This is a genomic window from Rhodococcus cerastii (assembly GCF_033042195.1).
Lineage (GTDB): Bacteria > Actinomycetota > Actinomycetes > Mycobacteriales > Mycobacteriaceae > Rhodococcoides.
Genome location: NZ_JAWLKF010000002.1, coordinates 93,286 through 118,161, shown reverse-complemented (window position 1 = coordinate 118,161; position 24,876 = coordinate 93,286). Strand labels below are relative to the sequence as shown.

Annotated in this window: 25 protein-coding genes and 1 riboswitch; of the genes, 17 read left to right on the top strand and 8 right to left on the bottom strand. The window is 65.1% G+C overall.

The genetic code is table 11. The features are described from left to right. Nucleotides 1-32 precede the first annotated feature (32 nt). From R3P93_RS04835 to R3P93_RS04825, 3 genes are read left to right on the top strand one after another with little or no spacing between them, the layout of a single operon-like run. On the top strand, nt 33-1,418 hold the full coding sequence (locus tag R3P93_RS04835; RefSeq protein WP_068055829.1) for a CitMHS family transporter: 1,386 nt from the start codon (nt 33-35) through the stop codon (nt 1,416-1,418). A 33-nt stretch (nt 1,419-1,451) separates the two neighbouring features. Next, entirely contained in the window at nt 1,452-1,862 is a 411-nt protein-coding gene (locus R3P93_RS04830) for a universal stress protein (protein WP_317532508.1), read from the top strand. A 14-nt stretch (nt 1,863-1,876) separates the two neighbouring features. After that, nucleotides 1,877-2,980 carry an AbrB family transcriptional regulator gene (locus R3P93_RS04825; protein WP_317532681.1) on the top strand — a complete coding sequence of 368 codons (1,104 nt, stop codon included), beginning with the start codon at nt 1,877-1,879 and terminating at the stop codon, nt 2,978-2,980. Here the strand turns inward: R3P93_RS04825 and R3P93_RS04820 are convergent. Together R3P93_RS04820 and R3P93_RS04815 are read right to left on the bottom strand one after the other, a co-directional pair. After that, entirely contained in the window at nt 2,960-4,375 is a 1,416-nt protein-coding gene (locus tag R3P93_RS04820) for a sensor histidine kinase (protein WP_394855255.1), read from the bottom strand. The two genes, R3P93_RS04825 and R3P93_RS04820, sit on opposite strands and share 21 nt — an antisense overlap. Beyond that, complete coding sequence (locus R3P93_RS04815; protein WP_317532507.1) at nt 4,372-5,079, bottom strand: response regulator transcription factor; 708 nt, start codon at nt 5,077-5,079, stop codon at nt 4,372-4,374. Before R3P93_RS04815 ends, R3P93_RS04820 begins: the two co-directional genes overlap by 4 nt. 172 nt (nt 5,080-5,251) lie before the next feature. Between R3P93_RS04815 and R3P93_RS04810 the strand changes: the two genes are divergently transcribed. From R3P93_RS04810 to R3P93_RS04775, 8 genes are all read left to right on the top strand, one after another. Further along, nucleotides 5,252-6,256: a permease gene (locus R3P93_RS04810; RefSeq protein WP_068055823.1), complete on the top strand. Its 1,005-nt coding sequence runs from the start codon at nt 5,252-5,254 to the stop codon at nt 6,254-6,256. Then, nucleotides 6,253-6,990, top strand: coding sequence for a TIGR03943 family putative permease subunit (locus R3P93_RS04805; protein ID WP_068055812.1), 738 nt, complete (start codon nt 6,253-6,255; stop codon nt 6,988-6,990). The genes R3P93_RS04810 and R3P93_RS04805 overlap by 4 nt, the downstream gene beginning before the upstream one ends. A 45-nt stretch (nt 6,991-7,035) precedes the next feature. Continuing rightward, nucleotides 7,036-7,098, top strand: a riboswitch (guanidine-III (ykkC-III) riboswitch). A gap of 11 nt (nt 7,099-7,109) precedes the next feature. After that, a complete protein-coding gene (locus R3P93_RS04800; protein WP_068055819.1) occupies nt 7,110-7,424 on the top strand; it encodes a DMT family transporter in 315 nt (104 codons plus the stop codon). A gap of 32 nt (nt 7,425-7,456) precedes the next feature. Then, entirely contained in the window at nt 7,457-8,260 is an 804-nt protein-coding gene (locus R3P93_RS04795) for a hypothetical protein (RefSeq protein WP_037194493.1), read from the top strand. A 210-nt stretch (nt 8,261-8,470) separates the two neighbouring features. Beyond that, the gene (chvE, locus tag R3P93_RS04790) at nt 8,471-9,607 is read left to right on the top strand and encodes a multiple monosaccharide ABC transporter substrate-binding protein (RefSeq protein WP_068055809.1); all 1,137 of its coding nucleotides are present in this window, start codon (nt 8,471-8,473) and stop codon (nt 9,605-9,607) included. Between the two features lie 8 nt (nt 9,608-9,615). After that, entirely contained in the window at nt 9,616-11,154 is a 1,539-nt protein-coding gene (gene mmsA / locus R3P93_RS04785) for a multiple monosaccharide ABC transporter ATP-binding protein (protein ID WP_094686874.1), read from the top strand. Continuing rightward, the gene (gene mmsB, locus R3P93_RS04780; RefSeq protein ID WP_317532506.1) at nt 11,151-12,482 is read left to right on the top strand and encodes a multiple monosaccharide ABC transporter permease; all 1,332 of its coding nucleotides are present in this window, start codon (nt 11,151-11,153) and stop codon (nt 12,480-12,482) included. Before mmsA ends, mmsB begins: the two co-directional genes overlap by 4 nt. A gap of 96 nt (nt 12,483-12,578) precedes the next feature. Further along, on the top strand, nt 12,579-13,565 hold the full coding sequence (locus R3P93_RS04775) for a LacI family DNA-binding transcriptional regulator (RefSeq protein ID WP_317532505.1): 987 nt from the start codon (nt 12,579-12,581) through the stop codon (nt 13,563-13,565). Between the two features lie 80 nt (nt 13,566-13,645). Here R3P93_RS04775 and R3P93_RS04770 read toward each other — a convergent pair whose 3' ends face one another. Further along, nucleotides 13,646-15,217, bottom strand: a complete 1,572-nt coding sequence (locus tag R3P93_RS04770; protein WP_317532504.1) for a PucR family transcriptional regulator — start codon at nt 15,215-15,217, stop codon at nt 13,646-13,648. A 99-nt stretch (nt 15,218-15,316) separates the two neighbouring features. Here R3P93_RS04770 and pruA point away from each other — a divergent pair, with 99 nt between their 5' ends. From pruA to R3P93_RS04755, 3 genes are all read left to right on the top strand, one after another. Beyond that, a complete protein-coding gene (pruA, locus tag R3P93_RS04765; RefSeq protein ID WP_094639261.1) occupies nt 15,317-16,966 on the top strand; it encodes an L-glutamate gamma-semialdehyde dehydrogenase in 1,650 nt (549 codons plus the stop codon). Continuing rightward, the gene (locus R3P93_RS04760; protein WP_094670385.1) at nt 16,963-17,907 is read left to right on the top strand and encodes a proline dehydrogenase family protein; all 945 of its coding nucleotides are present in this window, start codon (nt 16,963-16,965) and stop codon (nt 17,905-17,907) included. The genes pruA and R3P93_RS04760 overlap by 4 nt, the downstream gene beginning before the upstream one ends. Before the next feature lie 194 nt (nt 17,908-18,101). Beyond that, nucleotides 18,102-18,290: a hypothetical protein gene (locus R3P93_RS04755; RefSeq protein WP_094639319.1), complete on the top strand. Its 189-nt coding sequence runs from the start codon at nt 18,102-18,104 to the stop codon at nt 18,288-18,290. Between the two features lie 177 nt (nt 18,291-18,467). Here R3P93_RS04755 and R3P93_RS04750 read toward each other — a convergent pair whose 3' ends face one another. Both R3P93_RS04750 and R3P93_RS04745 read right to left on the bottom strand, forming a co-directional pair. Further along, nucleotides 18,468-18,806, bottom strand: a complete 339-nt coding sequence (locus R3P93_RS04750; RefSeq protein ID WP_231893846.1) for an STAS domain-containing protein — start codon at nt 18,804-18,806, stop codon at nt 18,468-18,470. 279 nt (nt 18,807-19,085) lie between these two features. Then, entirely contained in the window at nt 19,086-19,565 is a 480-nt protein-coding gene (locus R3P93_RS04745) for a MarR family winged helix-turn-helix transcriptional regulator (protein ID WP_317532503.1), read from the bottom strand. A 207-nt stretch (nt 19,566-19,772) separates the two neighbouring features. Between R3P93_RS04745 and R3P93_RS04740 the strand changes: the two genes are divergently transcribed. Both R3P93_RS04740 and R3P93_RS04735 read left to right on the top strand, forming a co-directional pair. Continuing rightward, nucleotides 19,773-21,773 (top strand): MMPL family transporter, encoded by a 2,001-nt coding sequence (locus R3P93_RS04740; protein ID WP_317532679.1) that lies wholly within the window; start codon nt 19,773-19,775, stop codon nt 21,771-21,773. Next, nucleotides 21,770-22,399 (top strand): lipocalin family protein, encoded by a 630-nt coding sequence (locus tag R3P93_RS04735; protein ID WP_094639259.1) that lies wholly within the window; start codon nt 21,770-21,772, stop codon nt 22,397-22,399. Before R3P93_RS04740 ends, R3P93_RS04735 begins: the two co-directional genes overlap by 4 nt. Nucleotides 22,400-22,457: 58 nt before the next feature. On the opposite strand, the gene R3P93_RS04730 is transcribed toward R3P93_RS04735, so the two are convergent. Both R3P93_RS04730 and R3P93_RS04725 read right to left on the bottom strand, forming a co-directional pair. Next, nucleotides 22,458-23,042, bottom strand: a complete 585-nt coding sequence (locus R3P93_RS04730) for an FKBP-type peptidyl-prolyl cis-trans isomerase (RefSeq protein WP_094686877.1) — start codon at nt 23,040-23,042, stop codon at nt 22,458-22,460. Nucleotides 23,043-23,101: 59 nt separating this feature from the next. Further along, nucleotides 23,102-23,956 carry an SDR family oxidoreductase gene (locus tag R3P93_RS04725; protein ID WP_068055776.1) on the bottom strand — a complete coding sequence of 285 codons (855 nt, stop codon included), beginning with the start codon at nt 23,954-23,956 and terminating at the stop codon, nt 23,102-23,104. A gap of 113 nt (nt 23,957-24,069) precedes the next feature. On the opposite strand from R3P93_RS04725, the gene R3P93_RS04720 reads away from it, so the two are divergent. Then, a complete protein-coding gene (locus tag R3P93_RS04720; protein ID WP_068055773.1) occupies nt 24,070-24,444 on the top strand; it encodes a winged helix-turn-helix transcriptional regulator in 375 nt (124 codons plus the stop codon). Between the two features lie 10 nt (nt 24,445-24,454). Here the strand turns inward: R3P93_RS04720 and R3P93_RS04715 are convergent, their stop codons facing one another. Continuing rightward, nucleotides 24,455-24,805, bottom strand: coding sequence for a VOC family protein (locus tag R3P93_RS04715; protein ID WP_068055771.1), 351 nt, complete (start codon nt 24,803-24,805; stop codon nt 24,455-24,457). Between the last annotated feature and the right edge of the window lie 71 nt (nt 24,806-24,876).

Below are 24,876 nucleotides of genomic sequence, written 5' to 3'. Positions count from 1 at the left end.
ACCCACCTCACACATTCGAGAAGGAGTGCACGATGTTGGTGATACTCGGCTTCCTCATGGTAGCCGCCTTCATGTTCTTGATCCTGACCAAGAGAGCCACGCCCGTCGTCGCACTCACCCTCGTACCCGTCATCTTCGGTCTGCTGGCCGGCGCCGGACTCGGCATCGGTGACATGATCACCGACGGCATCAAGTCCCTGGCCCCCACTGCAGCCCTGCTGTTCTTCGCCATCATCTTCTTCGGAATCATGATCGACGTCGGACTGTTCGACCCGCTGGTGCGCGGCATCCTGCGCCTCGTGCGAAACGACCCGATGAAACTCGTTGTCGGAACAGCCATTCTGGCCATGGTCGTCTCGCTCGACGGTGACGGCTCCACCACGTTCATCATCGTCACGTCCGCGCTGCTGCCGCTGTACCTCAAACTCGGTGTCAGCCCGGTCATTCTGACCGTCGTCGCCGGTCTCGCCAACGGCACGATGAACATCATCCCGTGGGGCGGCCCGACGGTGCGCGCCGCATCCGCTCTCGGCATCTCCCCGTCCGACGTCTTCGTTCCGATGGTCCCTTCGATGATCGTCGGCCTGATCATCGTGCTGCTCTTCGCCGTGCATCTGGGCATCATGGAGCGTCGCCGCATCGGCAAGTTGATCTACGAACCCGAACTGGTGGCCTCCGGTGGCGGCGGCAGTATCCGTAAGGGCGGCAAGGGAACCGGCGGATCAGGCACCGGCGGATCGGACGACTCCGGCGAATCGGGTCAGTTCTTCGACGGCCTGGACCCCAATCGCGACACGCTGCGCCCGAAGTTGCTGTGGTTCAACGCTGCTCTGACGGTCATCCTGCTTGTCATCCTCGTCATGGACATCCTGCCCATCCCGGTGCTGTTCATGATCGCTGCCTCGATCGCTCTGACGGTCAACTTCCCCAAGGTCAAGGAACAGGGCGACGCGATCGCACGGCACTCGTCCTCCATCGTCTCCGTGGTCGCCATGGTGCTCGCCGCAGCAATTCTCACCGGCGTCTTCCAGGGCACCGGCATGGTCGAGGCCATGGCCGAGTGGCTGCTCAACGTCATCCCGGCGGGCATGGGCCCGTACCTGGCCGTCATCACCGGCATCCTGAGCATCCCGCTGACGTTCTTCATGACCAACGACGCCTTCTACTTCGGCATCCTCCCGGTGTTGACCGAGACTGCGAGCAAGTACGGCATCGACCCCGTCGAGATGGCCCGTGCGTCGATCACCGGTCAGCCCGTCCACCTGCAGAGCCCGCTGGTTCCGGCCATCCTGCTGCTGGTCACCCTCGCCGGAGTGTCGCTGGCCGATCACCACAAGAAGGTGCTGTGGCGAGCTGTGGTCGTCTCCCTCGCGATGCTGGCCGTCGGCATCCTCCTCGGCCAGATCCCGTTCGGCTGATCCCCCACCCCACTCGTCGTAGGAGAAACTGTCATGACCGTTGGCGTACTGCACAACAATTCACCCGAGGGCCGCGCAGCACTGGCGGCCGCAGTGCGAGAAGCCCGCATTCGAGAGACGGACCTCGTCGTCCTGCACGCACTCTCCGGATCGGCCGAGCCCTCCGCCGAGGCGGCCGAGACGCAGGCAGTGTCCGCGTCGGTGGAGACCGCTCTGGCCGATATCGATCACGCCGACGCCGTCTCCTGGACCGTGGCGGTGGGCCGGCCCGATCCCGATGCCGTCAACACCCTGCTGACCTTGGCCGAAGAGCAGAAGTCCGAGATCCTGGTGGTCGGCTCCCGACACCGCTCGGCGGTCGGAAAGTTTCTGATGGGACAGACCATTCAGCGTCTGCTCCTCGAGATTCCGGTCCCGGTTCTTCTGGTCAAGTCCGGAGCGTGAGTGCTCCGAAACGGATGAGACGAATACTGGGGAACAGCCTCCGATGGATCGGCCTCGCGGCCGTATCCGTCGGGGGCTGGGCCCTTTTCGCGGCCCTGGGCCTGACGGCACCGTCGTTGTTCGCGGCCCTCGTCGTCGCCGTGGTGTTCGCTCTGACCGGCCTCGGCCCGGCTGCGGTACCGCGCCCGGCGTCGATGGCAGCGCAGGGCACGCTGGCCGTCACCATCGGCCTCATGCTCGACACCGACACTCTCGGCGCGTTGGGCGAGAACTGGATTCCCGCCGTTCTCGTCGGTGCCGGGACGCTGGTCGTCAGCGCCGGTTGCGGCGCACTGCTCGCCCTGCATCGCGATGTCGACCCCGTCACCGGAGCACTGTCCCTGATCGCCGGTGGCGCAACGGGTCTGGTGTCCATCGCCCGAGAACTCGGCGGGGACGAGCGAATCGTGGCCGTGGTGCAATACCTGCGCGTCGCGCTCGTGGTGGTCACCATGCCGCTGATCGTCACCTTCGCCTTCCACACCGACACCGGCGGCGGAGCAGGCGCGGACGATACGGCGACGACGCCCTGGTACATCGGCACGGCCTTTCTGATCGCCGCCGTCATCGCCGGAATCGTTCTGGCGCGGCTCATCCGACTGCCCGCGCCGGCGACACTCGGACCGCTGATCGTCGCCGGTGCCTGCGAACTGCTCGGATGGCCCGTCGACATCTCGGTGCCCACGGTGCTGCTGCCGGTGGCGTTCATCGTCATCGGATGGCAAGCGGGGCTCGCCTTCACCGTGTCGAGCCTGCGGGCCATCGGTCGTATCTTCCCGTGGGCCGCGCTGCTGGTGCTCTCGATCGGGTTGGTGTGCGCGCTGTTCGGCTGGGCGCTGTCTGCGATCACCGGGGTCAGCATGCTCACCGGGTACCTCGCGACCACACCCGGCGGCCTGGCCGCCGTGCTCGCCGTGTCTGCGACCACGGGGTCGGATGTCACCTTCGTCGCGTGTGTTCAGGTGATCCGACTGGTGTCGATGCTCGTGGCCGCGCCACTCGCCGCAGCCGCGTACACGAAACTGGCCGAGCGCAAGAAAGCCAGGACGGCGAGCGAATCAACCGTCGGCGTGGGGTAATTCGACCCGGAAGGTCGCACCCTGACCGGGGGCACTCTGCACCCGAACGGTGCCGTTGTGCGCCGCCACCAAGGCCGCGACGATCGAGAGCCCGAGCCCGCTGCCGCCGCTCTCGCGCGTCCGGGAGGAGTCGGCTCGATAGAAGCGCTCGAACACGTGCGCCGCCTCTTCCTCGCCCAGCCCGGGGCCGGTGTCCTGGACTTCGAGCAGTACCGAGGACTGGGTGGTCCCGACGCAGACGGTGATCGACGCCGATTCGGGTGTGTGCCGCACCGCGTTTCCGACGAGGTTCGCCAGTACCTGGCGCAGCCGAGCGTCGTCGCCGCTGACCTCGGGTATTCCCGGCCCTGCCAACACTTTCAGCGAGATGTCCCGCGCGGGTGAGACCGCCTTGGCGTCGTGCACGGCATCGGCGGCGATGGTCAGTAGGTCGACGCGACGCATGTCGAGCGGGCGTTGCGCGTCGAGTCGCGCGAGCATCAGCAGGTCTTCGACGAGCAGGCCCATCCGCGCCGATTCGCCCTCGATACGCGTCATCAGCAACGAGATGTCGCTCATCGCGCCCTGCCGATACAACTCGGCGAATCCGCGGATCGTCGTCAGCGGGGTACGCAGTTCGTGGCTGGCGTCGGCGACGAAGCGGCGCATCCGATCCTCGGACGCACGAGCCGCCTCCTCCGAGGCCGCAGTTGCCGCGAATGCCCGCTGAATCTGCGAAAGCATTCCGTTGAGGGCCAACGACAATCGGCCCACCTCGGTCTTCTCACTCCACTCGGGAACCCGTCGATGCAGATCTCCGGCAGCGATGGCCGCGGCCGTCGTCTCCACTTCACGCAACGGTCGCAGACTGCGTCGCACCACGAAGTAGGCGATCACGGCCAGGGCCAGCAACACGGCGGCGCCGATGTAGAACTGCAGCACCACGAGCCGGCTGACGGTCTGTTGGTTGGCGCTGAGCGACATGCCCACGGTGGTGGAACCCTCGCTGTTGGTCACCGTGATCACCCGCCACTCCTTCGACGGGTCGCCCTCGGAACCGACGGTCTTCGGAGTTGCCGACGGCGCACCGGACAGGTCCGGAACACTCTCGGCCACATCGTTGATCGGGCCCCGGACGGTACCGTCGTTGGCCACGGACCGAACGAAGAAGTTCGTCGGCGGGCGGTTCGGGTTGGGTTCGTCGATCGGAAAGGGCGGGCGTTCGCCACCCGGTTTCGCCCATCCCTGGGACGCTTCGACCAGTTGACTGTCCAGGCGACGCATCAGGGACGACTCGAGCGAGGACGTCACCGCCACCCCGGACGCCAGCAGGCCCAGCCCGACCAGGAGCAGCAACGCCGCGACCAAGGTGAAACGCAGCGGCAGGCTCCGAATCCGACCTCGAACGGCCGTCACCGTGGCTGGCGCATGACGTAGCCGACGCCTCGCAGTGTGTGAATCAAGCGAGTGTCTCCGGTATCGACCTTGCGACGTAGATACGACACATACGACTCCACCACTCCCACTTCACCACCGAAGTCGTAGTGCCACACGTGATCGAGGATTCGCGGCTTGCTCAGCACGGTTCCCGCGTTCACCATGAAGTACCGCAGCAGCGTGAACTCGGTGGGCGAGAGCGAGATCGGCTCACCTGCCTTCCACACCTCGTGGGTGTCGTCGTCGAGTTCGATGTCCGCGAACGCAACTCGCGACGGCTGCGCGTCCTCGCTCTTGCCGGACCGGCGCAGGATCACTCGGAGTCGGGCCACCACTTCCTCGAGCGAGAACGGCTTGGTGACGTAGTCGTCCGCACCGAGGGTCAGCCCGGTCACCTTGTCTTCCACCGAGTCACGCGCGGTCAGGAACAGGGCAGGCGCATCGATTCCGTCGGCCCGCAGTCGACGCAGCAGACCGAACCCGTCCATGCCGGGCATCATCACGTCGAGAATGAGAGCCTCGGGCCTGAAGTTGCGCACCTTGTCGAGAGCCTCGGGACCGGACGACGCAGTCGCCACCTCGAATCCCTGGTACCTCAGGCTGACCGACAGCAGTTCGACGATGGTCGGTTCGTCGTCGACGATCAGGACTCTGGCCTCGGGTGTCTCGCTCACGGTGTCCATCTTCGCGCGAGATGCTGCTCGTTCGCTGGACTCTCGCTGTGAGGTTGCTGTGAGCCACCCACAACGAAGTCGCCGCGAGCCACCCACAACGAAGTTGCCGCGAGCCACCGACAACGAGGTTGCCGCGAGCCACCGACGACACAGCCCAGCCACAGGGGGCATGATGGCAGCGATGCTCGACGCGAAGACCGACGGCCGAATCATGACTCGGTCTCCCGTGTCATCCATGCACGTATTCGCAACTCTGCTCGTATTGGGCATCGTCTTCGGTGCCGATATCGCGCGATGGGTCGACTCGTCCCCTGCGCTGAAGACCGGCGCGACGGTGTTCACCGGGATCTTCGTGCAGGCGACGCCGTTCCTGGTGCTCGGAGTACTCGTCAGTGGAAGTATCGCCGCGTTCGTCTCGCCGTCGGTGCTGCGACGAGTGGTCCCGAAGAACGAAACGGCTGCCGTCGGAGTGACGGGACTGGCCGGAATGGCGCTGCCCGGTTGTGAGTGCGGTGCCGTTCCCGTCTCGCGTCGGCTGATGGATCAGGGTGTTCCGGCATCGGCCGCCCTCGCGTTCCTGCTGTCGGCGCCGGCGATCAACCCGGTCGTCCTGGTCTCGACCGCGGTGGCTTTTCCCGGCGAACCCGGCATGGTTCTCGCGCGGTTCCTCGGCTCGCTCGCCACTGCACTGGTGATGGGTTGGCTGTGGACTCGATTCGGCAAGGCGGAGTGGATCACCGCGCGGCTGGCCGCTCGCGGACACGATCACGACCGCTCGAAGTGGGAGACGTTCCGCGAGTCGGCGCGTGCTGATCTGCTTCAGGCCGGGGCATTTCTCGTGTTCGGTGCCGCGGCCGCCGCCCTGCTGCATCTGGTGATTCCGGACTGGGTGTTCGCCCATCTCGCCGGGCAGTTGCTGCTGTCGATCCTGGTGATGGCCGTACTCGCGGTGATTCTGGCGCTGTGTTCGGAGGCCGATGCGTTCGTTGCCGCCAGCATGTCGATGCTGCCGCTGCTTCCGCGGTTGGTCTTCCTGGTGGTCGGACCTGCCGTCGACGTCAAGCTGATGGCGATGCAGGCGGGCAGTTTCGGACGCGGGTTCGTCGCACGTTTCGCCCCGCTGACGTTCGTCGTCGCGATCGCGTGTGCCTCGGTGTGCGGCTACCTCGTTCTGGGAGCGCGATGAAGCGCGAGGTGCAGAACCTTCTGCTGTTTCTCCTCGGCGGAGCCATGGTCAAGATTTCGTTGGACGGCAGCTTTGTGCGATACGTCAAACCGTCGCTGCATCCGTATCTGCTGACTGCCGGCGTGTTGATCGTGCTCCTGGCGGCCGCGTCGATCGTGGCCGACATCCGCCGCGGTGGGCCGGCCGACGACGGGCACGATCATGATTCGCGTCCGTACTGGCTGCTGTTGGTCCCGCTCGCGGTCATCCTGTTCGTCGCACCGCCCGCGCTGGGTGTCTCCGCGGTCGGCGATCGATCCGTCACCTCGGCTGCCGATCGTCAGCGGACAGCGTTTCCACCTCTCCCGGACGAGCGCGCGCCCGAGGTTCCGTTGCTCGATGTCGTACAACGCGCGGTCAGAGACACCGAAGGCAGCCTCGACGGACGGGAGATTCGCGTCACCGGATTCGCCGTCGCCACCGCGAACGGAGGCTCGCCGCGCGCCGACGGCACGACGGACGGCATCGATCTCGCTCGCATTCTCATCATCTGCTGCGCGGCCGACGCCAGGTCCGTTCGCATCCACCTCGACGCAGGTAGCGCGTCTCTCGACGACATTTCGGACGGCACCTGGCTGCGGATATCGGGGACCGTCGACGCGGCCACAGCGACGGAGAACACTGCGTTCACACCCACGATGACCGTCTCGACGGTCGAGCGAATCGACGCGCCCGCGAACACGTACGCGTACTGACAGCCCGAAACCCATGGCCACTACCGCCCCGAATTGGTACGATCGTACAAGTCACTTCCGACAATCGGACGAGCGCACCGTACCCGAACAGCGACAAGACGGTGCAAGGAGTGATTTTCGTGGCTTGGCTCATTCTCGTCGTCTCCGGCGTTCTCGAAGCGATCTGGGCGACCGCGCTCGGTAAGTCCGAGGGCTTCACCAAACTCGGACCGTCCGTCGTCTTCGGAGTCGCAGTGGTTCTCAGCATGATCGGTCTCGCGGTCGCGATGCGGTCGTTGCCCACCGGTACCGCCTACGCCGTCTGGGTGGGAATCGGTGCCACCCTCACCGTCGCGTACGCCATGATCACCGGCGAAGAAGCTGCGTCACTGCTCAAGGTGGCGCTTCTGGTCGGCATCGTCGGATGCGTCGTGGGACTGAAGGTTCTTCACTGATTTTCCGAGCTACGAGCAGTTACAGTAAAACGATGAATTGGGTGTCAGCGATCACACTGCCCGCGCGCGCCGGAATTGCCATCGCCGAGCAGGCGATCGGCGTCGCGGAGGTCGCGTTGGCCACCACCAGGATGGCCTTGGCCACCGGTGCATCCGGCACAGCAGGTGTCGCCTCGCTCGCCAATCCACGCGGCGGCACCATGCAACTGCTCGCCCAGCTCGGCCAACTCACCTCCGACGACCGCGCCCTGGGCAACGCACTCAAGGAAGGCGGACCCTTGGACCGCCTTCTCGCCCAGGGCGGCGTCGTCGACCGCCTCACTTCCGAGGACGGCACCCTCGAGCGGTTGCTCTCCCCGGGTGGCCCGGTAGAGCGAATTCTCGCTCCGGGCGGACCCTTGGACCGGCTGCTCGCCGAGGACGGACCGCTCGAACGACTGCTCGCCGAAGGCGGTCTGCTCGACCGCATCACCGCCACCAACGGACCGCTCGAACGACTGACGGCCAAGGACGGCCCGCTCGAGGTGCTCACGCGTCAGGACGGCCTGATCGAGCGTGCCATCGCCGAGGAGGGCATCCTCGAAACTCTGCTCGCCGAGGACGGTGCCATCGAGCGACTGACAGCCAAGGGCGGACCGCTCGATCAGCTGGTCAAGCTGTCGGAGACACTGACGTCGGTGGCCCCGAACATCGAGCGGATGAGCATCTCGATCGACATCCTGCAGGATTCCGTGGAGATCCTCTCGGCTGCGGTTCACCCACTGGGCGAGCTGGTCGGCCGACTCCCGAGTCGCTGGCTCAAGAGCGGGAAACAGTCGGTTCACGAGTTGCACTGACGCCCCGGCCCCTCCGGCGAAGATTCTCGACTCTCGGGGCTGCGGCGTCGACTCGTTGTTAGCGCTCACACTGGTGAGCGGGGGTACGGAAAATAAACTTTGACAATGCCGATGTTATCGCTCACACTTTCGTCTTGATGTGATGTGCGGCACAGACGAGGCCACTCTCCACCAACTTCGAGATCTGATTTCACCGAGCAGGGAGAAACGATGAAGTTTCGACATCTACCCATGGCCGCGGCCGCGGTGGCACTGGCCATCACGGTCACCGCATGCGGATCGAGCACCAAGACGGCGGACGTCCAGCCGGCCGACGGCGGAAGCACGGCGGGCGCGCTGATCGGCGTGACGATGCCGACCAAGTCCTCGGCTCGATGGATCGCCGACGGCGACAATCTCAAGAGCGCGCTCGAAGGACAGGGCTACAAGGTCGATCTGCAGTACGCGGAGAACGATATTCCCACCCAGGTGAATCAGATCGAGAACCAGATCACCCAGGGCGCAAAGCTTCTCATCGTGGCTTCGGTGGACGGCACCGCGATCACCACCCAGTTGCAGGAAGCCAAGGACAACGGCATCGGCGTCATCGCGTACGACCGCCTCATCCGCAACTCCCCCAACGTCGACTACTACGCGACGTTCGACAACTACAAGGTCGGCGTCGACCAGGCCACGTCTCTGCTCGTCGGCCTCGGATTGAAGAACGAGGACGGCACCGACAAGGCCGACGCCCCAGCGGGTCCGTTGAACATCGAGGTCTTCGCCGGTTCTCCCGACGACAACAACGCCACGTTCTTCTTCGACGGCGCGATGGAGACTCTGCAGCCGTACCTGGACGACGGAACACTGAAGATCGGCAGCGGCGAATCCGACTTCGAGACGGCCGCAACACTGCGCTGGGATCCGGCGACCGCGCAGAAGCGCATGGAGGATCTGCTCACCAAGACGTACTCCTCGGGCCAGAAGGTTCAAGGCGTGCTCTCGCCGTACGACGGACTGTCGATCGGAATCCTCTCCGCGCTCAAGAGCAACGGCTACGGCACAGCAGGGCAGCCCTACCCGATCGTCACCGGTCAGGATGCCGAGGTGCCGTCGGTGAAGTCGATCATCGCCGACGAGCAGTACTCCACGATCTACAAGGACACCCGGCAACTGGCCGAGGTCACGATCGCGATGGCTCAATCCATGCTCGACGGTCAGACGCCCGAGACGAACAACACGACGGACTACGACAACGGCGAGAAGGTCGTTCCGGCGTACCTGCTGCAGCCCGAGATCGTCAACAAGGGCAACTACGAGCAGCTGCTGGTCGAAGGCGGCTACTACACCGAGGATCAGTTGAAGTGAGTTCGGAGATGACGAGCCCGATCTTGGAGATGCGCGGCATCACCAAGACGTTTCCCGGCGTGAAGGCGCTGCAGGATGTCACTCTCTCGGTCAATCGCGGCGAGATCCACGCGATCTGCGGTGAGAACGGCGCCGGAAAGTCGACGCTCATGAAGGTGCTGTCGGGTGTGTATCCACACGACACATTCGACGGCGAGATCGTGTTCGACGGTCGCGCCTGCGAGTTCTCCGACATCCGGAGCAGCGAGGCCGAGGGCATCGTCATCATCCATCAGGAACTCGCGCTGAGTCCGTACCTGTCCATCGCCGAGAACATCTTTCTCGGCAACGAGCGGTCCAGGCGCGGGTTCATCGACTGGAACCGAACCAATTCCGAGGCCGCAGCCCTACTGAATCGGGTAGGGCTGCGGGAGAACCCGGTCACCGTGGTCAACGATCTCGGGGTCGGCAAGCAGCAACTCGTCGAGATCGCCAAGGCGTTGTCCAAGGACGTCACGCTGCTGATTCTCGACGAACCGACTGCAGCACTGAACGATTCGGACTCGGCTCACCTGCTCGACCTGCTTCGCGGTCTGCGAGACGAGGGAATCACGTGCGTGATCATCTCGCACAAGCTCAACGAGATCGCGGCCGTCGCCGACCGCACCACGATCATTCGTGACGGCCGAACCATCGAGACGTTGGACATGCGCAGCCCCGAGGTCACCGAGGATCGCATCATCTCGCTGATGGTCGGCCGCGATCTCGAGCACCGGTTCCCACCACACGAATCCACTGTGGGAGAGGAAGTTCTGCGTATCGAGGACTGGACCGTGCACAGCCCGACCCAGCACGGCCGAACCGTCGTCGACGGAGCGAATCTGACGCTGCGCCGGGGTGAGATCGTCGGCCTGGCCGGGCTGATGGGTGCCGGACGCACCGAATTGGCCATGAGTGTCTTCGGACGCAGTTACGGCATCGACATCTCGGGGCGACTGTACAAGTACGGCAAGGAAATACACGTCAAATCCGTCAGCGACGCCATCCATCACGGAATCGCGTACGCCACCGAGGACCGAAAGCGCTACGGCCTCAACCTGATCGACGACATCAAACGCAACATCTCCACTGCGGCACTCGACAAACTGGTGACCGGTGGCTTCGTCGACGACAACCAGGAATACAAGGTGGCCGAGGGCTTCCGGAAGAGCATGAACATCAAGGCACCGAACGTCTCTGCCGTCGTCGGCAAGCTCTCCGGCGGCAATCAGCAGAAAGTCGTGCTGAGCAAGTGGATCTTCAGCGATCCCGACGTGCTCATCCTCGACGAACCGACGCGAGGAATCGACGTCGGCGCGAAGTTCGAAATCTATTCGATCATCAACGATCTCGCCGACGCAGGCAAGGCAATTCTGGTGATCTCCTCCGAGCTACCGGAACTGCTCGGACTGTGCGACCGGATCTACGCGCTGTCCGCAGGCCGGATCACCGGTGAGGTGACTCGCGAGGACGCGACACAGGAATCCCTCATGCACCTCATGACCCGTGGAACAGGAGTACTTCGATGAACCAGCTGTCGACCGTACGGGGGCTGCTCACGCGAAACCTCCGCCAGAGCGGGATCTTCATCGCGTTCGCGTTGATCATCCTGCTGTTCACCGTTCTCACCGGCGGCCAACTGCTGGTCCCGCAGAACATCAGCAACATGGTGGTCCAGAACTCGTACATCCTCATCCTGGCCATCGGCATGGTCGTGATCATCATCGCGGGCCACATCGACCTGTCCGTCGGATCGGTTGTCGCGGCGACCGGAGCGATCTCGGGTGTGCTGATGGTTCAGCAGAACGTGCCGTGGCCTCTTGCGGTGCTCATCACGCTGATCATCGGCGGTCTGATCGGAGCCTGGCAGGGCTATTGGGTTGCGTACTTCGGCATTCCGGCATTCATCGTGACCCTGGCCGGCATGCTCATCTTCCGCGCGGTCACCCTCATCGTTCTCGGTAACCAGGGCATCGGACCGTTCCCCGGACCCGTACGTACTCTCTCCAACGGCTTCCTCCCCGGCTTCCTGGGCAACGTGGGACTCGGGCCGCTCGGGGGTGCGGACATCTTCACCCTGCTCGTCGCGATCCTCGCTGTTGCCGGAATCGTGTTCACGCAGTGGCGTTCTCGGACTGGTCGGCAGAAGTACGGGCAGGCCGTCGACGCGATGCCCCTGTTCCTGCTCAAGATGGTTCTGGCCGGCGGTCTGGTTCTCGCCGTCGCCGTCCAGCTGGCGCGCTTCAAGAACCTGCCGTACGTGCTGATCCTTCTCGCCGTACTGGTGATGGGTTATTCCACGCTGGCAGGCAGGACGGTGTTCGGTCGGCACGTGTACGCCATCGGCGGAAACATCCACGCCGCATCGCTGTCCGGTATCAAGGTCAAGCCGGTGACCTTCTGGATCTTCGTCAACATGGGAGTCCTGTCCGCCCTCGCCGGAATCATCTTCGCCGGCCGCCTCAACCAGGCCGGTCCCACTGCAGGCAACGGCTTCGAGCTCGACGCTATCGCCGCGGCCTTCATCGGTGGCGCAGCGGTGCAGGGCGGTGTCGGCCGCATCGTCGGTGCGCTCACCGGCGGACTCATCATCGCCGTGATCAACAGCGGAATGTCGCTCATCGGTTCGCCCAGCGAACGCGTTCAGCTGGTCAAGGGCCTGGTACTCCTCGCCGCAGTGGCATTCGACATCTGGACCAAGCGCCGAGCAGCGAGCGGTAAGGGCAACAAGGGCGACAAAGCTGCGCCTCCGAGCAGCTATCTGGGAGTGCCTGTGCCGGCCGAGATGTTCTCCGGTGCCGAGCCAGGCAAGCCTGCGCCCGCCACGACCGGTTCCGCGGTGACAACACCCACGTAATCCACACAGTCGCGGGCACCACCGGCCCGGGCATGCTGTGATTGTCTTCGATCACGAAGGGAGGCTCGGAAGATGACACCCACTCGAGGACCCGCCATGACCGATGTCGCCCGTCTCGCCGGCGTGTCCCATCAGACCGTCTCCCGCGTCATCAACGGTCATCCCAACGTGACCGAAGCGACGAGAACCAAAGTGCATCAGGCGATCTCGGAACTCGGCTATCGACCGAACACTGCTGCCCGCGCTCTGGTCACCGGCCGCAGCAAGACCATCGGAATCGTCGGGACCGGAAACGCTCTCTACGGTCCGGTGTCGACGCTGTACAGCGTCGAGTACGCAGCCCGTCACGCCGGCTACTCCGTGGTGGTCGGCGTCCCCACCTCGTTCGACGAGGCAGCCATCATCACCTGTGTGCGCCGGTTGCAGAAGCAGGGTGTCGACGGCGTCGTCGTCATCGCGCCTCTGCGAACCGACGGCGGCGACATCGCCGATCTGGCCGGGGAACTCCCACTCGTCGCCGTGGAGGGTTCGCCTGCCGGTGATCTGGCCGTCGTCTCGGTGGACCAGATCGCCGGAGCCAGGGCCGCAACCAGTCACCTGCTCTCGCTCGGACACAGCGCCGTGTGGCACGTTGCCGGACCGCTGGGCTGGTACGAGGCCGGCGACCGCGTCACCGGATGGCGGCTGGCCCACGAGGAAGCAGGCATCGAACCGCCGCCCACCCTCAGCGGCGATTGGACTGCCAAATCAGGGTTCCGGGCCGGCAGCGAACTGGCCGTCGACGCCGACGTCACCGCAGTGTTCGCAGGCAACGACTCCATGGCACTCGGAGTGCTCCGCGCGCTGAACGTCCACGGAAAGCGAGTACCGCAGGACGTCAGCGTCGTCGGCTTCGACGATGTCCCCGACGCCGAATTCTTCTCACCGCCCCTGACCACCATTCGCCAGGAATTCACCGACGTCGGTGTACGAAGCGTCGAAATTCTGCTCGATCAGATCGACACCGGAAACCGAAGCACCAGGCGTTCGAGCATCGAACCGACCCTGGTGATCCGATCCAGCACCGGCACCCCACGTGCATAGAACCTCGTAGCCTGCTACGAGTTTTCGCTCACTTGGGTCGTTCCGCGGGCTCCACTCCTGCTCACGTGCGGCGAAGCCGCTCACAGACGCAGTTGGATCTCGACGAGTAGTCGTGCGTCGGAATCGGTGAGATCGAGGTCCAGGATCTGCTCGACGCGGCGAATGCGGTAGCGCAGGGTGTTCGGGTGAATGTGCAATCGCTCGGCGGCAGCCCGAACGTCGCCGAAGCACGCCAGGTACGTCTCTAGACTCTCGCGCATTCTGGAGTCGTTGGTGGCGTCGTATCCGTCGAGGGCGGCGATGCGCGGGTCTCGTAGCTGTTCGTGATTGGTGATCAGTTCCAGGATTTCGCCCAGCAACACCGAGGTTCTCGACTCCTCCAGCGTCGTGACCCGCACCTCGCCGGTGGTGCCGTCGAGAACTCGGTCGACCTCGAACCTGGCCACGGCCACGCCCTCGAGATCGGCGATCGGGGCTGCGACCGCAGCGCGCAACGCCATCGAGGTACGCGTCTCGATCCGTCCGACGGCGTCGGCGGTCCACGCCGCAATCCCCGTGCCCGACGCCACCCCGGGAAACAGCGCGTAGATTCTCTCACCGATGGTGGTGACCAACGAGTCTCGTCGAAAAGCGCTGGCGTGCAGTCGAACAGACGGTGCCAGGGCGCTGATCTCGAAGTCTCCGCAGGCCGCGAATCCGACGACCGCCGCGGAACCCGAGGTGGGTATCGACAGCGCAGACGCCAGCGACGGGATATCGACACCGCCGCCCCTTGCCCCGAGCAGGCGCTGAATCTGCAGGGCCTCGTTGGTCGGGGCGTTAGCGATGCGGGTGATCAGTCGGGCCGCGACAGCGGAGGCACCGCGCAGTACCGCGTCGGCGTCCGAGGCGAGCGGGAGGGAACCCTGCTGCACCCAGATCGTCCCGAGAGTCGTCGGGCTGCCGGTCATGCGACGAATCCCGACTGCGAGGCGTCGACGAATCTCCAGTTCGGTATCGGCCGGCACGTCGATCACGTCGTCGGTACGGCGGAGTCGATCGAACACGCCACGCTCGTGCAGCCTGCGCAGATAGTCGGCCGGTCCTTCGCGTCCGAGAATCGACAGGGTTCGCAGTTCGTCGGCCGCGTCGTCGGATGCCGAGTAGGCCAACACGTGTGAGCGCTCGTCCTCGATGCTCACCATGCCCTTCGTCAGCGACGCCACCGTCTGCGCGAGTTCGTAGAGGTCGGTGTCGGCTCCGAACAGTCCGTCGTCGGGGCTCTGGGCCCGGGCCTGATCGAGAACTCCGCGCATCATCGACAGCAACAGCTCCCACCGTGTCTGCTGGTGCACTGCGACCAATGCGATACCGGTCTCCCTGGCACCGTGGGACAGCGCGGTCGAGGCGGCGACTTTGGTCAGCACCGCGAGTGGTCGGTCTGCGACCGGACGCAACGCGAGATCGTCGAACCACCGGATCACATCGGCCTCGGTCACGCCCACCAGCAGCGTCAGATCGGAGGATGCTCCCGGAGGTAGCCGCAGGTCGTCGGCATCGAGCAGCGCGACGGACTCGACGGCCATGTCCGTTCCGGCGGGCGCGAGGACGAGTTCGACGACGGCGCTGTGCAGCGAGGTCAGCATCGAACGCAGCGACACCGTATTGGCCATGCGGACAAGTAGAACATGAATTCTTTGGCCGATGAGCTGATTGAACGCGGTGCGGATCGGACTTCAATGAGCAGCACACACCGAAGCCGAGGAGCAGCCATGGACGCCGTCACATCCGTCCCCACCCCCACCAACGAGCCGGTCAACACCTACGCCCCGGGTAGCCCGGAACGCACCCGCTTGCGCAGCCGCCTGACCGAACTGCGTTCCTCCCCCGTCGAGATCCATCAGGTCATCGGCGGAGTTCACCGACAGGCCGACGGCCCACGCGAGAACGTCGTCGAACCGCACAAGCACTCGTCGATCATCGGCAGTTTCGCCGGTGCCGGCCACCAGGATGTGCGCGACGCCATCGACGCCGCCACGGCAGCCGCGCCGATGTGGCGCGATCTTCCCTTCGACGAGCGCGCCGCGGTGTTCCTGCGGGCCGCCGATCTGCTGTCCGGCCCGTGGCGCGAAAGAATCGCTGCTGCAACGATGCTCGGTCAGTCCAAGTCGGCCTACCAGGCGGAGATCGACGCACCCTGCGAGCTCATCGACTTCTGGCGGTTCAACGTCACGTTCGCCCGGCAGATTCTCGCCGAGCAGCCGATATCGGCACCGGGAGTGTGGAATCGCGTCGAATACCGTCCGCTCGAGGGCTTCGTCTACGCCATCACTCCGTTCAACTTCACCGCCATCGCAGGCAACCTGCCCACCGCGCCCGCGTTGATGGGCAACACCGTGCTGTGGAAGCCCTCGCCCACCCAGGCCGTGGCCGCATATCTCACGCTGCAGCTCTTAGAAGCCGCCGGTCTGCCGCCGGGGGTGATCAACCTCGTTCTCGGCGACGGTCCGATGGTGTCCGAAGTCGCCCTTGCCGATCCGCGGCTGGCCGGCATCCACTTCACCGGATCCACCGCGACGTTCCAGACGCTGTGGCGTCAGGTGGGCAACAACATCTCGAACTACCACTCGTATCCACGGCTCGTCGGCGAGACCGGCGGCAAGGACTTCATCGTCGCGCACAGCTCGGCCGATCCGGATGTGTTGACCACGGCCATGATTCGCGGTGCGTTCGACTTCCAGGGGCAGAAGTGCTCCGCAGCATCCCGGGCCTTCGTACCGAAATCGCTGTGGGCGTCGATGGGCGATTCGTTCGTCGAGCAGGTCTCGGCGCTGAAGTACGGTGACGTGACCGACCTCTCCAACTACGGCGGTGCCGTCATCGACCGAAAGGCGTTCGACCGCAACGCAGCTGCCCTCGACCGAGCGAAGTCCGTCCCCGGCCTGACCATTGCTGCAGGCGGAACCTGTGACGACTCGGAGGGCTACTTCGTCTCGCCCACGGTGCTTCTCGGCGACGATCCCACCGACGAGGCCTTCACCACCGAGTACTTCGGCCCCATCCTCGCCGTGCACGTCTACGACGACAGCAAGCCCGACGCCTACGCCGAGACCCTGCGCGCCGTGGACAGTGGCTCGAAGTACGCATTGACCGGAGCGGTCATCGCCACCGATCGCACCGCCGTCGAACACGCCCATGCGGCACTGCGATTCGCCGCAGGCAACTTCTACGTCAACGACAAACCGACCGGCGCAGTGGTGGGACAGCAACCGTTCGGCGGAGCCCGTGCATCGGGCACCAACGACAAGGCCGGCTCACCGCAGAACCTGCTGCGGTGGACCTCGGCCCGCACCGTGAAGGAAACGTTCGTTCCGCCCACCACCCACGGCTATCCACACCAGGAAGGCGAGGGAACGCGATGACCACTCTGCTGAGCAATCCGCTGCGGCCGGCGCTGCTGGCGGCGGCGCGTTCACCGAAACTGCAGGCGACGGTGACGCGGCTGCGCGCCACCCGATCACTCGTCGACCGATTCGTCGCTGGTGAATCCGAGCCCGCGGCCGTCGGCGCGGTCGATACCCTGCTGGCGTCGGGCCGGTTCGTCTCGGTGGACTACCTCGGTGAGGACACCACCGACCGAGTCCAGGCGAAAGCAACCGTGGACGCGTATCTGTCACTGATACAACGTTTTTCGACGCGAAGAGCCGATGCGACAGCGCTGGAGATCTCACTCAAGCTGTCCGCGCTCGGCCAGGGAATCGACCGAACCCTGGCGCTGGAGAACGCACGGACGATCTGCACTGCTGCCACGGCGGCCGGGGTGTGGGTGACGGTGGATGCCGAGGACCACACGACCACCGATTCGACCCTGTCGATCGTCCGCGAACTGCGCGTGGACTTTCCGGATCTGGGTACGGTGCTGCAGGCGTATCTGCGACGCACCGAAGCCGACTGCCGGGACCTGTCCGGACCGAGATCTCGGATCCGCCTGTGCAAGGGTGCGTACAACGAACCGTCGTCGGTGGCGTTTCAGAGTGCACGGGAGGTCTCCGACTCGTACCTGAGGTGCCTGCAGGTTTTGATGAACGGTCGCGGCTACCCGATGGTGGCCTCACACGATCCGGAGATGATCGACGCGGCGGAGCAGTTCGCGGCGTCCGCGGGCAGGTCGTCCGAGGAGTTCGAGTTCCAGATGCTGTACGGCATCCGCGATCCCGAGCAGCGCCGACTCGTCGATGCCGGGCGGCATGTTCGCGTGTATGTGCCCTACGGGTCGCAGTGGTACGGCTACTTCATGCGCAGACTGGCCGAGCGTCCGGCGAACCTGATGTTCTTCGCGCGATCGGTGCTCTCGCGTACATAGCGGGTGCACTCGACAACTCGCTCACCGCACAAGCGCGCGCGTTTGCCGGCTGCGCGCAGAATTGCGAGGTTTCCGAGGCGATTTCGCGCGCATTCGACGAATGCGCGCGCATTTGTCCACCACCGAAGTCGGCCGCCCTCTCCTCGGCGTTCCAGCGTGGATTAGGTCGTGCGACATCGGGGCATCCCGACGTCATGGCAAATTACAGAGTTATCGATCCGCACGGAACCGTCGTCGAGACCAAGGACATCTCCAGTTCGGAGGACGCGCACGCCTGGTTCAAGGACAGCAAGTCGGACAACGAGGAATTGGGATGGCGACTCGAGGTCGAGCACGACGGCGAGTGGGCCTTCTTCAGCGCCTCGGAGGGAACCGAGGACTAGTTCTCCTGGCCTGCAACAACTTCGGACGACCCTGTACACCGGCTACGCCGTACTGCAGGGTCGTTCGTTCGTTCGGGGACAGACAACTCGGGGGACCGACGACTCGAGAACGACGAACAGTGGGCAGCCCCGTACTGGAGCTGCCCACCTCTTGTCGCGGCGATGATCGCCGGAGTATTACCGGTCGTTCGAGGGACGAGCCGTCGGAATCGTGGACTCGAGGTCGGCGACCTGGATCAGACGTGAGACCGAGCGTCCTGCGACGATCGACCATGATGCGCCGATGCCGGCCGTGTAGTCACGGACTGCATCGAAAACTGTGAGACCTGCGATGCCGAAGAATTCGACATTGGACAGATCGAGGGTGACATGCCTTTTGCTGGACACGCGGCTGCAGACGAAATCGGAGAACATCGGCGCGCTGCGCATGTCGATGTCGCCGTGGACGGCGACGACGAGTGAGCCGTCGGGGCCGTCGTGCGCGGTGAAGATTGCTCCGGTTGCTGCGACGGACACGGACTTCTCCGCGACAGTCACCGGGGTGGTTCGAACTTTGTTGCCTGAAGATTCAACACTCATGGCAGATCCCATCGATCGGTCGAACTGAGGGGGAAACCGATTGACGCAGCGGGAGCAGAATTTTAGCCTGACCCGGACGCCGACTTCGCTGCGTTTCCCCGTGACCGGCTGTTAGCTCAACCGTGGCCAACCCTACGGCACTGGCACGCTCGGAGTCCAGCATCGGCCCGAACAGGCCACCCACCAGCGGTTCGAACATCGCGCCGGGCGCGGCCCCTACGCGCGACGGCTGTTTCCCAGGTCCGCGTGATGTTCTCGCATAGCGCCGATCAGCGCTTCGAACACCCGATGCGCGGCGGCGAGATCGCCATCGGGGAAATCCGCCAATGCGGCGCTCGTCCGCTTACCGAGGGGGCCGAAGAACCCGCGAGCGACCTCCATCCCGTGCTCGTCGTACCGCAGAATGACCTTGCGTCGATCGGACGCGTCGGATTCGCGGCGGATGTGCCCGGAGGTGATCATGCGCTCGACGAGGTAGGTCATCGCCGCCGAGGACAGACCGAGCATCGTGCCCAGTTCCCCCGCCGTCAGCGGCGCACCCTCGACATCGGCGACCATGACGTGCAACAGAGCCCGAAAGTCGTTGGGCCGCAGGCTGTGTAGAGCGCCGAACACTTGACCGATCTGTTCGGAGACCGACGACAGCGCTCGTAGATCCGCGGAAATCGCGGATTCGAGGTGGTTTCGGTCGGCCATGTCGGTGGCAACTCCTTCGCTGCGGTCACCGTCAGACTACTGCCCGCAAGAGATTCAGTTGCTTAATATCTAAGTAAATGAGATTGTTTCTTCGTGGACAGCACTCGAACCGAGAACAAGACCGTCTGGGACCGCGTCGCGGTCGCGGCCACCGGGCGTAGATCCGGGGCGCTGGCGGCAGCGATCTTCATCCTCGCCGTGGCCGTGATGGGGTTGGTCGGCAGCAACGATTCCGCCGACCAGTCGCCGAACTCTTTGCCGACGTCGGCCGAGTCCTACCAGGTCGACGAGCTTCTCGCCGAATTCCCGGATTCCGACTCCGCACCGGTGATCCTGGTTCTGAGCCGGGCCGACGGCGGCGACCTGACAGCCGTCGACATCGAGGGCGCAGCTGCCGCACAGAGCAGGCTGCTCGCCGTCGATCGCTCGGTGCCGGACGAGCCCGGCCCGCCCCCGATCGTCGCACCCGACGGCAAAGCTGCGATCGCGCTGGTCCAGGTCGACTCCGAGTTGTCGGGCTTCACGCTCAACGAACTGATCACCGAGCTGCGATCCGCGGCCGGCGACGGCCTCTCTCCCGATCTGATCGCCCAGGTCACCGGCGGACCCGCTTTCGGTGCCGACATAGCGAACTCGTTCTCCGGAGCCAACTTCACGCTTCTGGCCGTCACCGCGCTCGTGGTGGCCGTCCTCCTCATCGTCACCTACCGATCACCCATCCTGTGGTTGGTGCCGTTGGCCGTCATCGGTTTCGCCGACCGATTCGCCACCACCGTCGGTACCGCGCTGGCCCAGGCCACCGGGCTCTCCTTCGACGGTTCGACCTCGGGAATCACCAGTGTGCTGGTGTTCGGCGCAGGCACGAACTACGCACTGCTGCTCATCTCTCGATACCGCGAGGAACTGCGTCGCGAGTCCGATCATCGCCTCGCCCTGCACCGCGCCGTTCGCCAGGCCGGGCCCGCCATCCTCGCCAGCAACGCAACCGTCGTACTGGCCCTGCTGACCTTGCTCCTCGCGATGCTGCCGAGCACCCGCAGCCTCGGGGCGCTGGCCGCGGCCGGTCTCGTCGTCGCAGCAGTGTTCGTCCTGTTCGTACTGCCGCCTCTACTGAAACTGTGCGGCCCGAAGCTGTTCTGGCCCTTCGTTCCCAAGGAATCGGACCGAGACACCACCACGGAAGGCGTCTGGCATTCGATCGCCGCAGGTGTTGCCCGACGCCCCGTGGCCACCGCTTCGATCACGATCGTCGCACTGCTGGCCTGCTGCGCCGCACTGTTCGGGACTCAGATCGGACTCTCGCAAACCGAGCAGTTCCGTGTCACCGCCGAGTCCGTCGAAGGCTTCGACACTCTCTCCCAGCACTTCCCGGCCGGATCGGCCGATCCGATGACGGTCCTCGCTCCCACCGCCGACATCGATGCAGTCATCAGCACCGCCGAGGGCATCGACGGAGTCGTCTCGGTCGATCGCGTCGCAGATTCCGACACCGGACTCACCCGCCTGTCGGTCGTCACCGACGCGGCCCCCGCATCCGACGAGTCGTTCGCCGTCGTCGAGGACCTCCGCGCCGCACTCACCGGCGTGGACCGCGCACTGGTAGGCGGCAGCGATGCCAAGGCACTCGACACCACCGACGCAGCGGCCCGCGATCGCCTCGTGGTCATTCCCGCTATTCTCGCGGTCGTGCTCGCCGTGCTCCTTGTTCTGTTGCGCGCCCTGGTTGCGCCCCTGATCCTGGTCGCGACAACGGTATTGAGCGCAGTGGCCGCGATCGGGATCGGCAGCTGGGTGAGCCTGCACGTCTTCGGATTCCCCGCCCTCGACGACAACACTCCGCTGTTCGCGTTCCTGTTCCTGGTCGCGCTCGGCGTGGACTACACCATCTTCCTCGTCACTCGTACCCGGGAGGAGACGCCCCAGCACGGCACCAGATCTGCCATCGTGCGGGCGGTTTCGGCCACCGGAGGTGTCATCACGAGCGCGGGAATCGTTCTGGCAGCCGTGTTCTGCGTGCTCGGCGTCCTACCGCTGATCACCCTGACCCAACTCGGAATCATCGTCGGACTCGGTATTCTGCTCGATACCTTCGTGGTACGCACCGTCGTGATTCCCGCCCTGTTCACCCTCATCGGCCCGGGGATCTGGTGGCCGAACAGGATCGACTCGAACAAGAACACATCCGCAACCCAAGGAGCGAACACATGAAGATCCGCAACGCATTCGGCCGCACCGCACTCGTCGGTGCCATGGCCGCAGGCGCACTGCTGACCGCGGCTCCGGCGCAGGCGCAGCCGGTCGGCCCGCTGGGATCGGTCGGACTCGAGCCGCTGGCTCCGATCCCGTCACTCGATGTCGAGCGCTACCTGGGCACCTGGAACCAGGTCGCCGCGGTGCCGCAGCCCTTCAACCTGATCTGCGCCCGCGACACCCAGGCGAACTACCAGATGATCGACGACGCCAACATCCGCGTCGAGAACACCTGCACCACCTGGACGGGCCAGGAAAACCGCATCGTCGGCAACGCACGAGTCAACGACACCGTCACCAATGCCCAACTGCACGTGAGCTTCCCGGGCGTTCCCACGCAGGAGAGCCAGGAAGGACCGACCAACTACATCGTCGCCTACATCGCCGACGACTACTCGTGGGCGTTCGTCGGAAGCCCCACCCGCACGTCCGGATTCGTGCTCAAGCGCACGCCCGACGTCAGCGTCGAGCAGTTCCGCGAGATCCGCGGCGTCGTCGAATCGCTGGGTTACGACTCGAACTTCATCACCACGACGCCCACCCCGGGCGGCGCGACGACGATTCAGCAGCTCTCGACGGTGTAATGCCTGCGGCAGTGGCGTGGTTGAGCGCCCCCAGGGGCACTCGACCACGCCACTGCGGCTACGCCGCGCTGAGGATCGAGATCGCGAAGATCAAGCTGTCGCCCGGCTCGATTCCGGCCGCCGGATTGCCGCTCGCGTATCCGTCGGCCGAGGTGACCGCAACGGCGACGGTCGAGCCGACGGTCTGTCCGGCGATGGCCTTCTGGAAGCCTGCGACAACTCCGTCGAGCGGGAATTCGACCGGCGCGCCCCGCTCGAAGCTGCTGTCGAACGTTTCCCCGGTGCGTCCGTTGACGCCCATGTAGCAGACGGACACCTCGGCGTCGGCTGCAACGACCGGTCCGTCCCCCGCCATCAGCGTTTCGACCTGTGTCTCGCCGACGGCGAACGGTGTGTCGACGGTGACCGCGGGCGCGGCCGTGTCGGTGGATCCGACGACGGCCATGCTGCCGGAGTCCCCGTCCAGCGTCCATTCCGGAATGGCTGCCGCGTCGGGTGCCGCCGTGGGGCAGGTGCTCGAGGTGGCCGGGGCACCGGCGTCCGACGACGCGGAGGACGTGGAGGGTGCCGGGGACGAGGTGTCCTCGTCCGAGCTGCATGCGCCCGTCAGCAGGACGAGCGAGACGGAGGCGGCCAGGAACATGGTGCGGGTGTAGGAGTTTTTCACCGCGCCCACGCTACAAGTACCGCCCCCGATGTCCGTCACACTGCGGCGCGGAGTACTTCTGCGACCGGGGTGGACGCTCGACCGATCAGGGCCTGCAGGTCTCCGGAATCGGTGTCGAGCTCGCCGCGGGCAATCCCGGCATCCGCGCTGGCCAGCATGGTTGCCACGAAGTCGGGCAGTCCTGCGCCCTGGAGAATCGCGGCGTACTCGGACTCGGAGACGTCCTTGTAGGCGATCGGCTTGCCGGAGAGTTCGCCGATGACGGCCGCGAGCTCGGCGTAGGTGAGGCGTTCGTCGCCGCCGAGCTCGTAGATCTTTCCGCCTTGATCGTCGAGTGTCAGCACGGCAGCGGCCGCGGCGGCGAAGTCGACGCGAGACGCGGCGGCGAGCTTGCCGTTGCCTGCCGCGCCGAGGAGCACTCCGCTCTCGACGGTCTGGGCGAGCGAACCGAGGTAGTTCTCCCAGTACCAGCCGTTGCGCAGGAATACCGCGGGGATCCTGGACGCGGCGAGGCGTTCCTCGGTCGCCTTGTGCTCGGGCGCGAGGCTCACTCCCGAAGTGTCTGCGGCCAGCAGGCTGGTGTAGGCGATCAGGCCCACTCCGGCAGCCTCCGCTGCCTCGATCACGTTGGTGTGCTGCGCAATTCGCTGACCCACCTCCGAGCCCGAGACGAGCAGAAGCTTGTCGACGCCGGCGAGAGCCGCCGTCATCGCGGCGGAATCGGAGTAGTCGGCGACCCGAACCACGACGCCGCGTTCGGCCAGCGGAGCGGCCTTGTCCGCGTTTCGGACGACCGCCACGATGTCGGCAGGTGCGACACCACGCTCGATGAGTGCGTCGACGACGAGTCCGCCGAGATTGCCCGTTGCTCCTGTTACCGCTGTGGTCATGATCGAACTCCTGAAGTCGAGGTGTCGAGTACCCCCTCACAATGCACTTACTTTTCGTCTAGTGCAACCCCTCCGGTCATTACTGACTCTTTGATATGCGCTAGCATGGCGATATGTCCGAGCCCGCAGAATCTCTCGAAGCGTCCGTCTTCGCGCGTGACTGTGCGTCGAGGCAGACATTGCAGAACGCCACCAGCAGGTGGGGCGTGCTCGCCCTCGCCGCCCTCACCGAGGGCGACTATCGATTCAACGCGTTGCGTCGACGCGTCGACGGTGTCAGCGAACGCATGCTCTCGCAGACCCTCCAGACCCTCGAGCGGGACGGCCTCGTGGTCCGCACCGTCCTCGAGACCATTCCGCCGAAGGTGGAGTACAGCCTCACCCCGCTGGGACGCGACGTCGGTACCCGATTGAGCGATCTCATCGAACTGATCGAAGGCAACATGCCTGCCGTCCTCGAGTCACGCGCCGAACACGACGCCCGCTGATCGGCTGGGTTCAGGCGGGCGGCGTCACCAGGCACCACTCGTTGCCCTCGGGATCGAGCAGCACCTGGAAGGTTCCCGCCGCGTCGGAGTGTCGGTCGCCGAGCACCCTCGCACCCAGGGCGACGGCCGACCCGACGGCACGGTCGATATCCGGTACGGCGACGTCGAGGTGCAGCCGGTTCTTACCCGCTTTGCCCTCCGGGACTCGCTGAAACGCCAGCCGAGTGAACCCGGGAACGTCGACGAAGTGCCATGCGGCGTCACGCACCATCGGCTCTCCGCCGAGTATCGCGGCCCAGAATTGCGCCAGCGATGCCGGGTCCGTGCAGTCGAAAACGACCTCGTCGATGCGTCCGATCACGGTCCGATCCTAGAGGCCACGCACACCCACCAGCGCGTTATTTCAGCGTGATACTACCGAGACGTTTCCGT

Excerpts from the sequence above, each read along its gene's own strand:
- R3P93_RS04835 (WP_068055829.1), top strand. The coding sequence starts at position 33 with ATGTTGGTGATACTCGGCTTCCTCATGGTAGCCGCCTTCATGTTCTTG.
- R3P93_RS04830 (WP_317532508.1), top strand. The coding sequence starts at position 1,452 with ATGACCGTTGGCGTACTGCACAACAATTCACCCGAGGGCCGCGCAGCA.
- R3P93_RS04825 (WP_317532681.1), top strand. The coding sequence starts at position 1,877 with ATGAGACGAATACTGGGGAACAGCCTCCGATGGATCGGCCTCGCGGCC.
- R3P93_RS04815 (WP_317532507.1), bottom strand. The coding sequence starts at position 5,079 with ATGGACACCGTGAGCGAGACACCCGAGGCCAGAGTCCTGATCGTCGAC.
- R3P93_RS04810 (WP_068055823.1), top strand. The coding sequence starts at position 5,252 with ATGCTCGACGCGAAGACCGACGGCCGAATCATGACTCGGTCTCCCGTG.
- R3P93_RS04805 (WP_068055812.1), top strand. The coding sequence starts at position 6,253 with ATGAAGCGCGAGGTGCAGAACCTTCTGCTGTTTCTCCTCGGCGGAGCC.
- R3P93_RS04795 (WP_037194493.1), top strand. The coding sequence starts at position 7,457 with ATGAATTGGGTGTCAGCGATCACACTGCCCGCGCGCGCCGGAATTGCC.
- chvE (WP_068055809.1), top strand. The coding sequence starts at position 8,471 with ATGAAGTTTCGACATCTACCCATGGCCGCGGCCGCGGTGGCACTGGCC.
- mmsA (WP_094686874.1), top strand. The coding sequence starts at position 9,616 with ATGACGAGCCCGATCTTGGAGATGCGCGGCATCACCAAGACGTTTCCC.
- mmsB (WP_317532506.1), top strand. The coding sequence starts at position 11,151 with ATGAACCAGCTGTCGACCGTACGGGGGCTGCTCACGCGAAACCTCCGC.
- R3P93_RS04775 (WP_317532505.1), top strand. The coding sequence starts at position 12,579 with ATGACCGATGTCGCCCGTCTCGCCGGCGTGTCCCATCAGACCGTCTCC.
- R3P93_RS04770 (WP_317532504.1), bottom strand. The coding sequence starts at position 15,217 with ATGGCCAATACGGTGTCGCTGCGTTCGATGCTGACCTCGCTGCACAGC.
- pruA (WP_094639261.1), top strand. The coding sequence starts at position 15,317 with ATGGACGCCGTCACATCCGTCCCCACCCCCACCAACGAGCCGGTCAAC.
- R3P93_RS04760 (WP_094670385.1), top strand. The coding sequence starts at position 16,963 with ATGACCACTCTGCTGAGCAATCCGCTGCGGCCGGCGCTGCTGGCGGCG.
- R3P93_RS04755 (WP_094639319.1), top strand. The coding sequence starts at position 18,102 with ATGGCAAATTACAGAGTTATCGATCCGCACGGAACCGTCGTCGAGACC.
- R3P93_RS04745 (WP_317532503.1), bottom strand. The coding sequence starts at position 19,565 with ATGGCCGACCGAAACCACCTCGAATCCGCGATTTCCGCGGATCTACGA.
- R3P93_RS04740 (WP_317532679.1), top strand. The coding sequence starts at position 19,773 with ATGGGGTTGGTCGGCAGCAACGATTCCGCCGACCAGTCGCCGAACTCT.
- R3P93_RS04735 (WP_094639259.1), top strand. The coding sequence starts at position 21,770 with ATGAAGATCCGCAACGCATTCGGCCGCACCGCACTCGTCGGTGCCATG.
- R3P93_RS04730 (WP_094686877.1), bottom strand. The coding sequence starts at position 23,042 with ATGTTCCTGGCCGCCTCCGTCTCGCTCGTCCTGCTGACGGGCGCATGC.
- R3P93_RS04725 (WP_068055776.1), bottom strand. The coding sequence starts at position 23,956 with ATGACCACAGCGGTAACAGGAGCAACGGGCAATCTCGGCGGACTCGTC.
- R3P93_RS04720 (WP_068055773.1), top strand. The coding sequence starts at position 24,070 with ATGTCCGAGCCCGCAGAATCTCTCGAAGCGTCCGTCTTCGCGCGTGAC.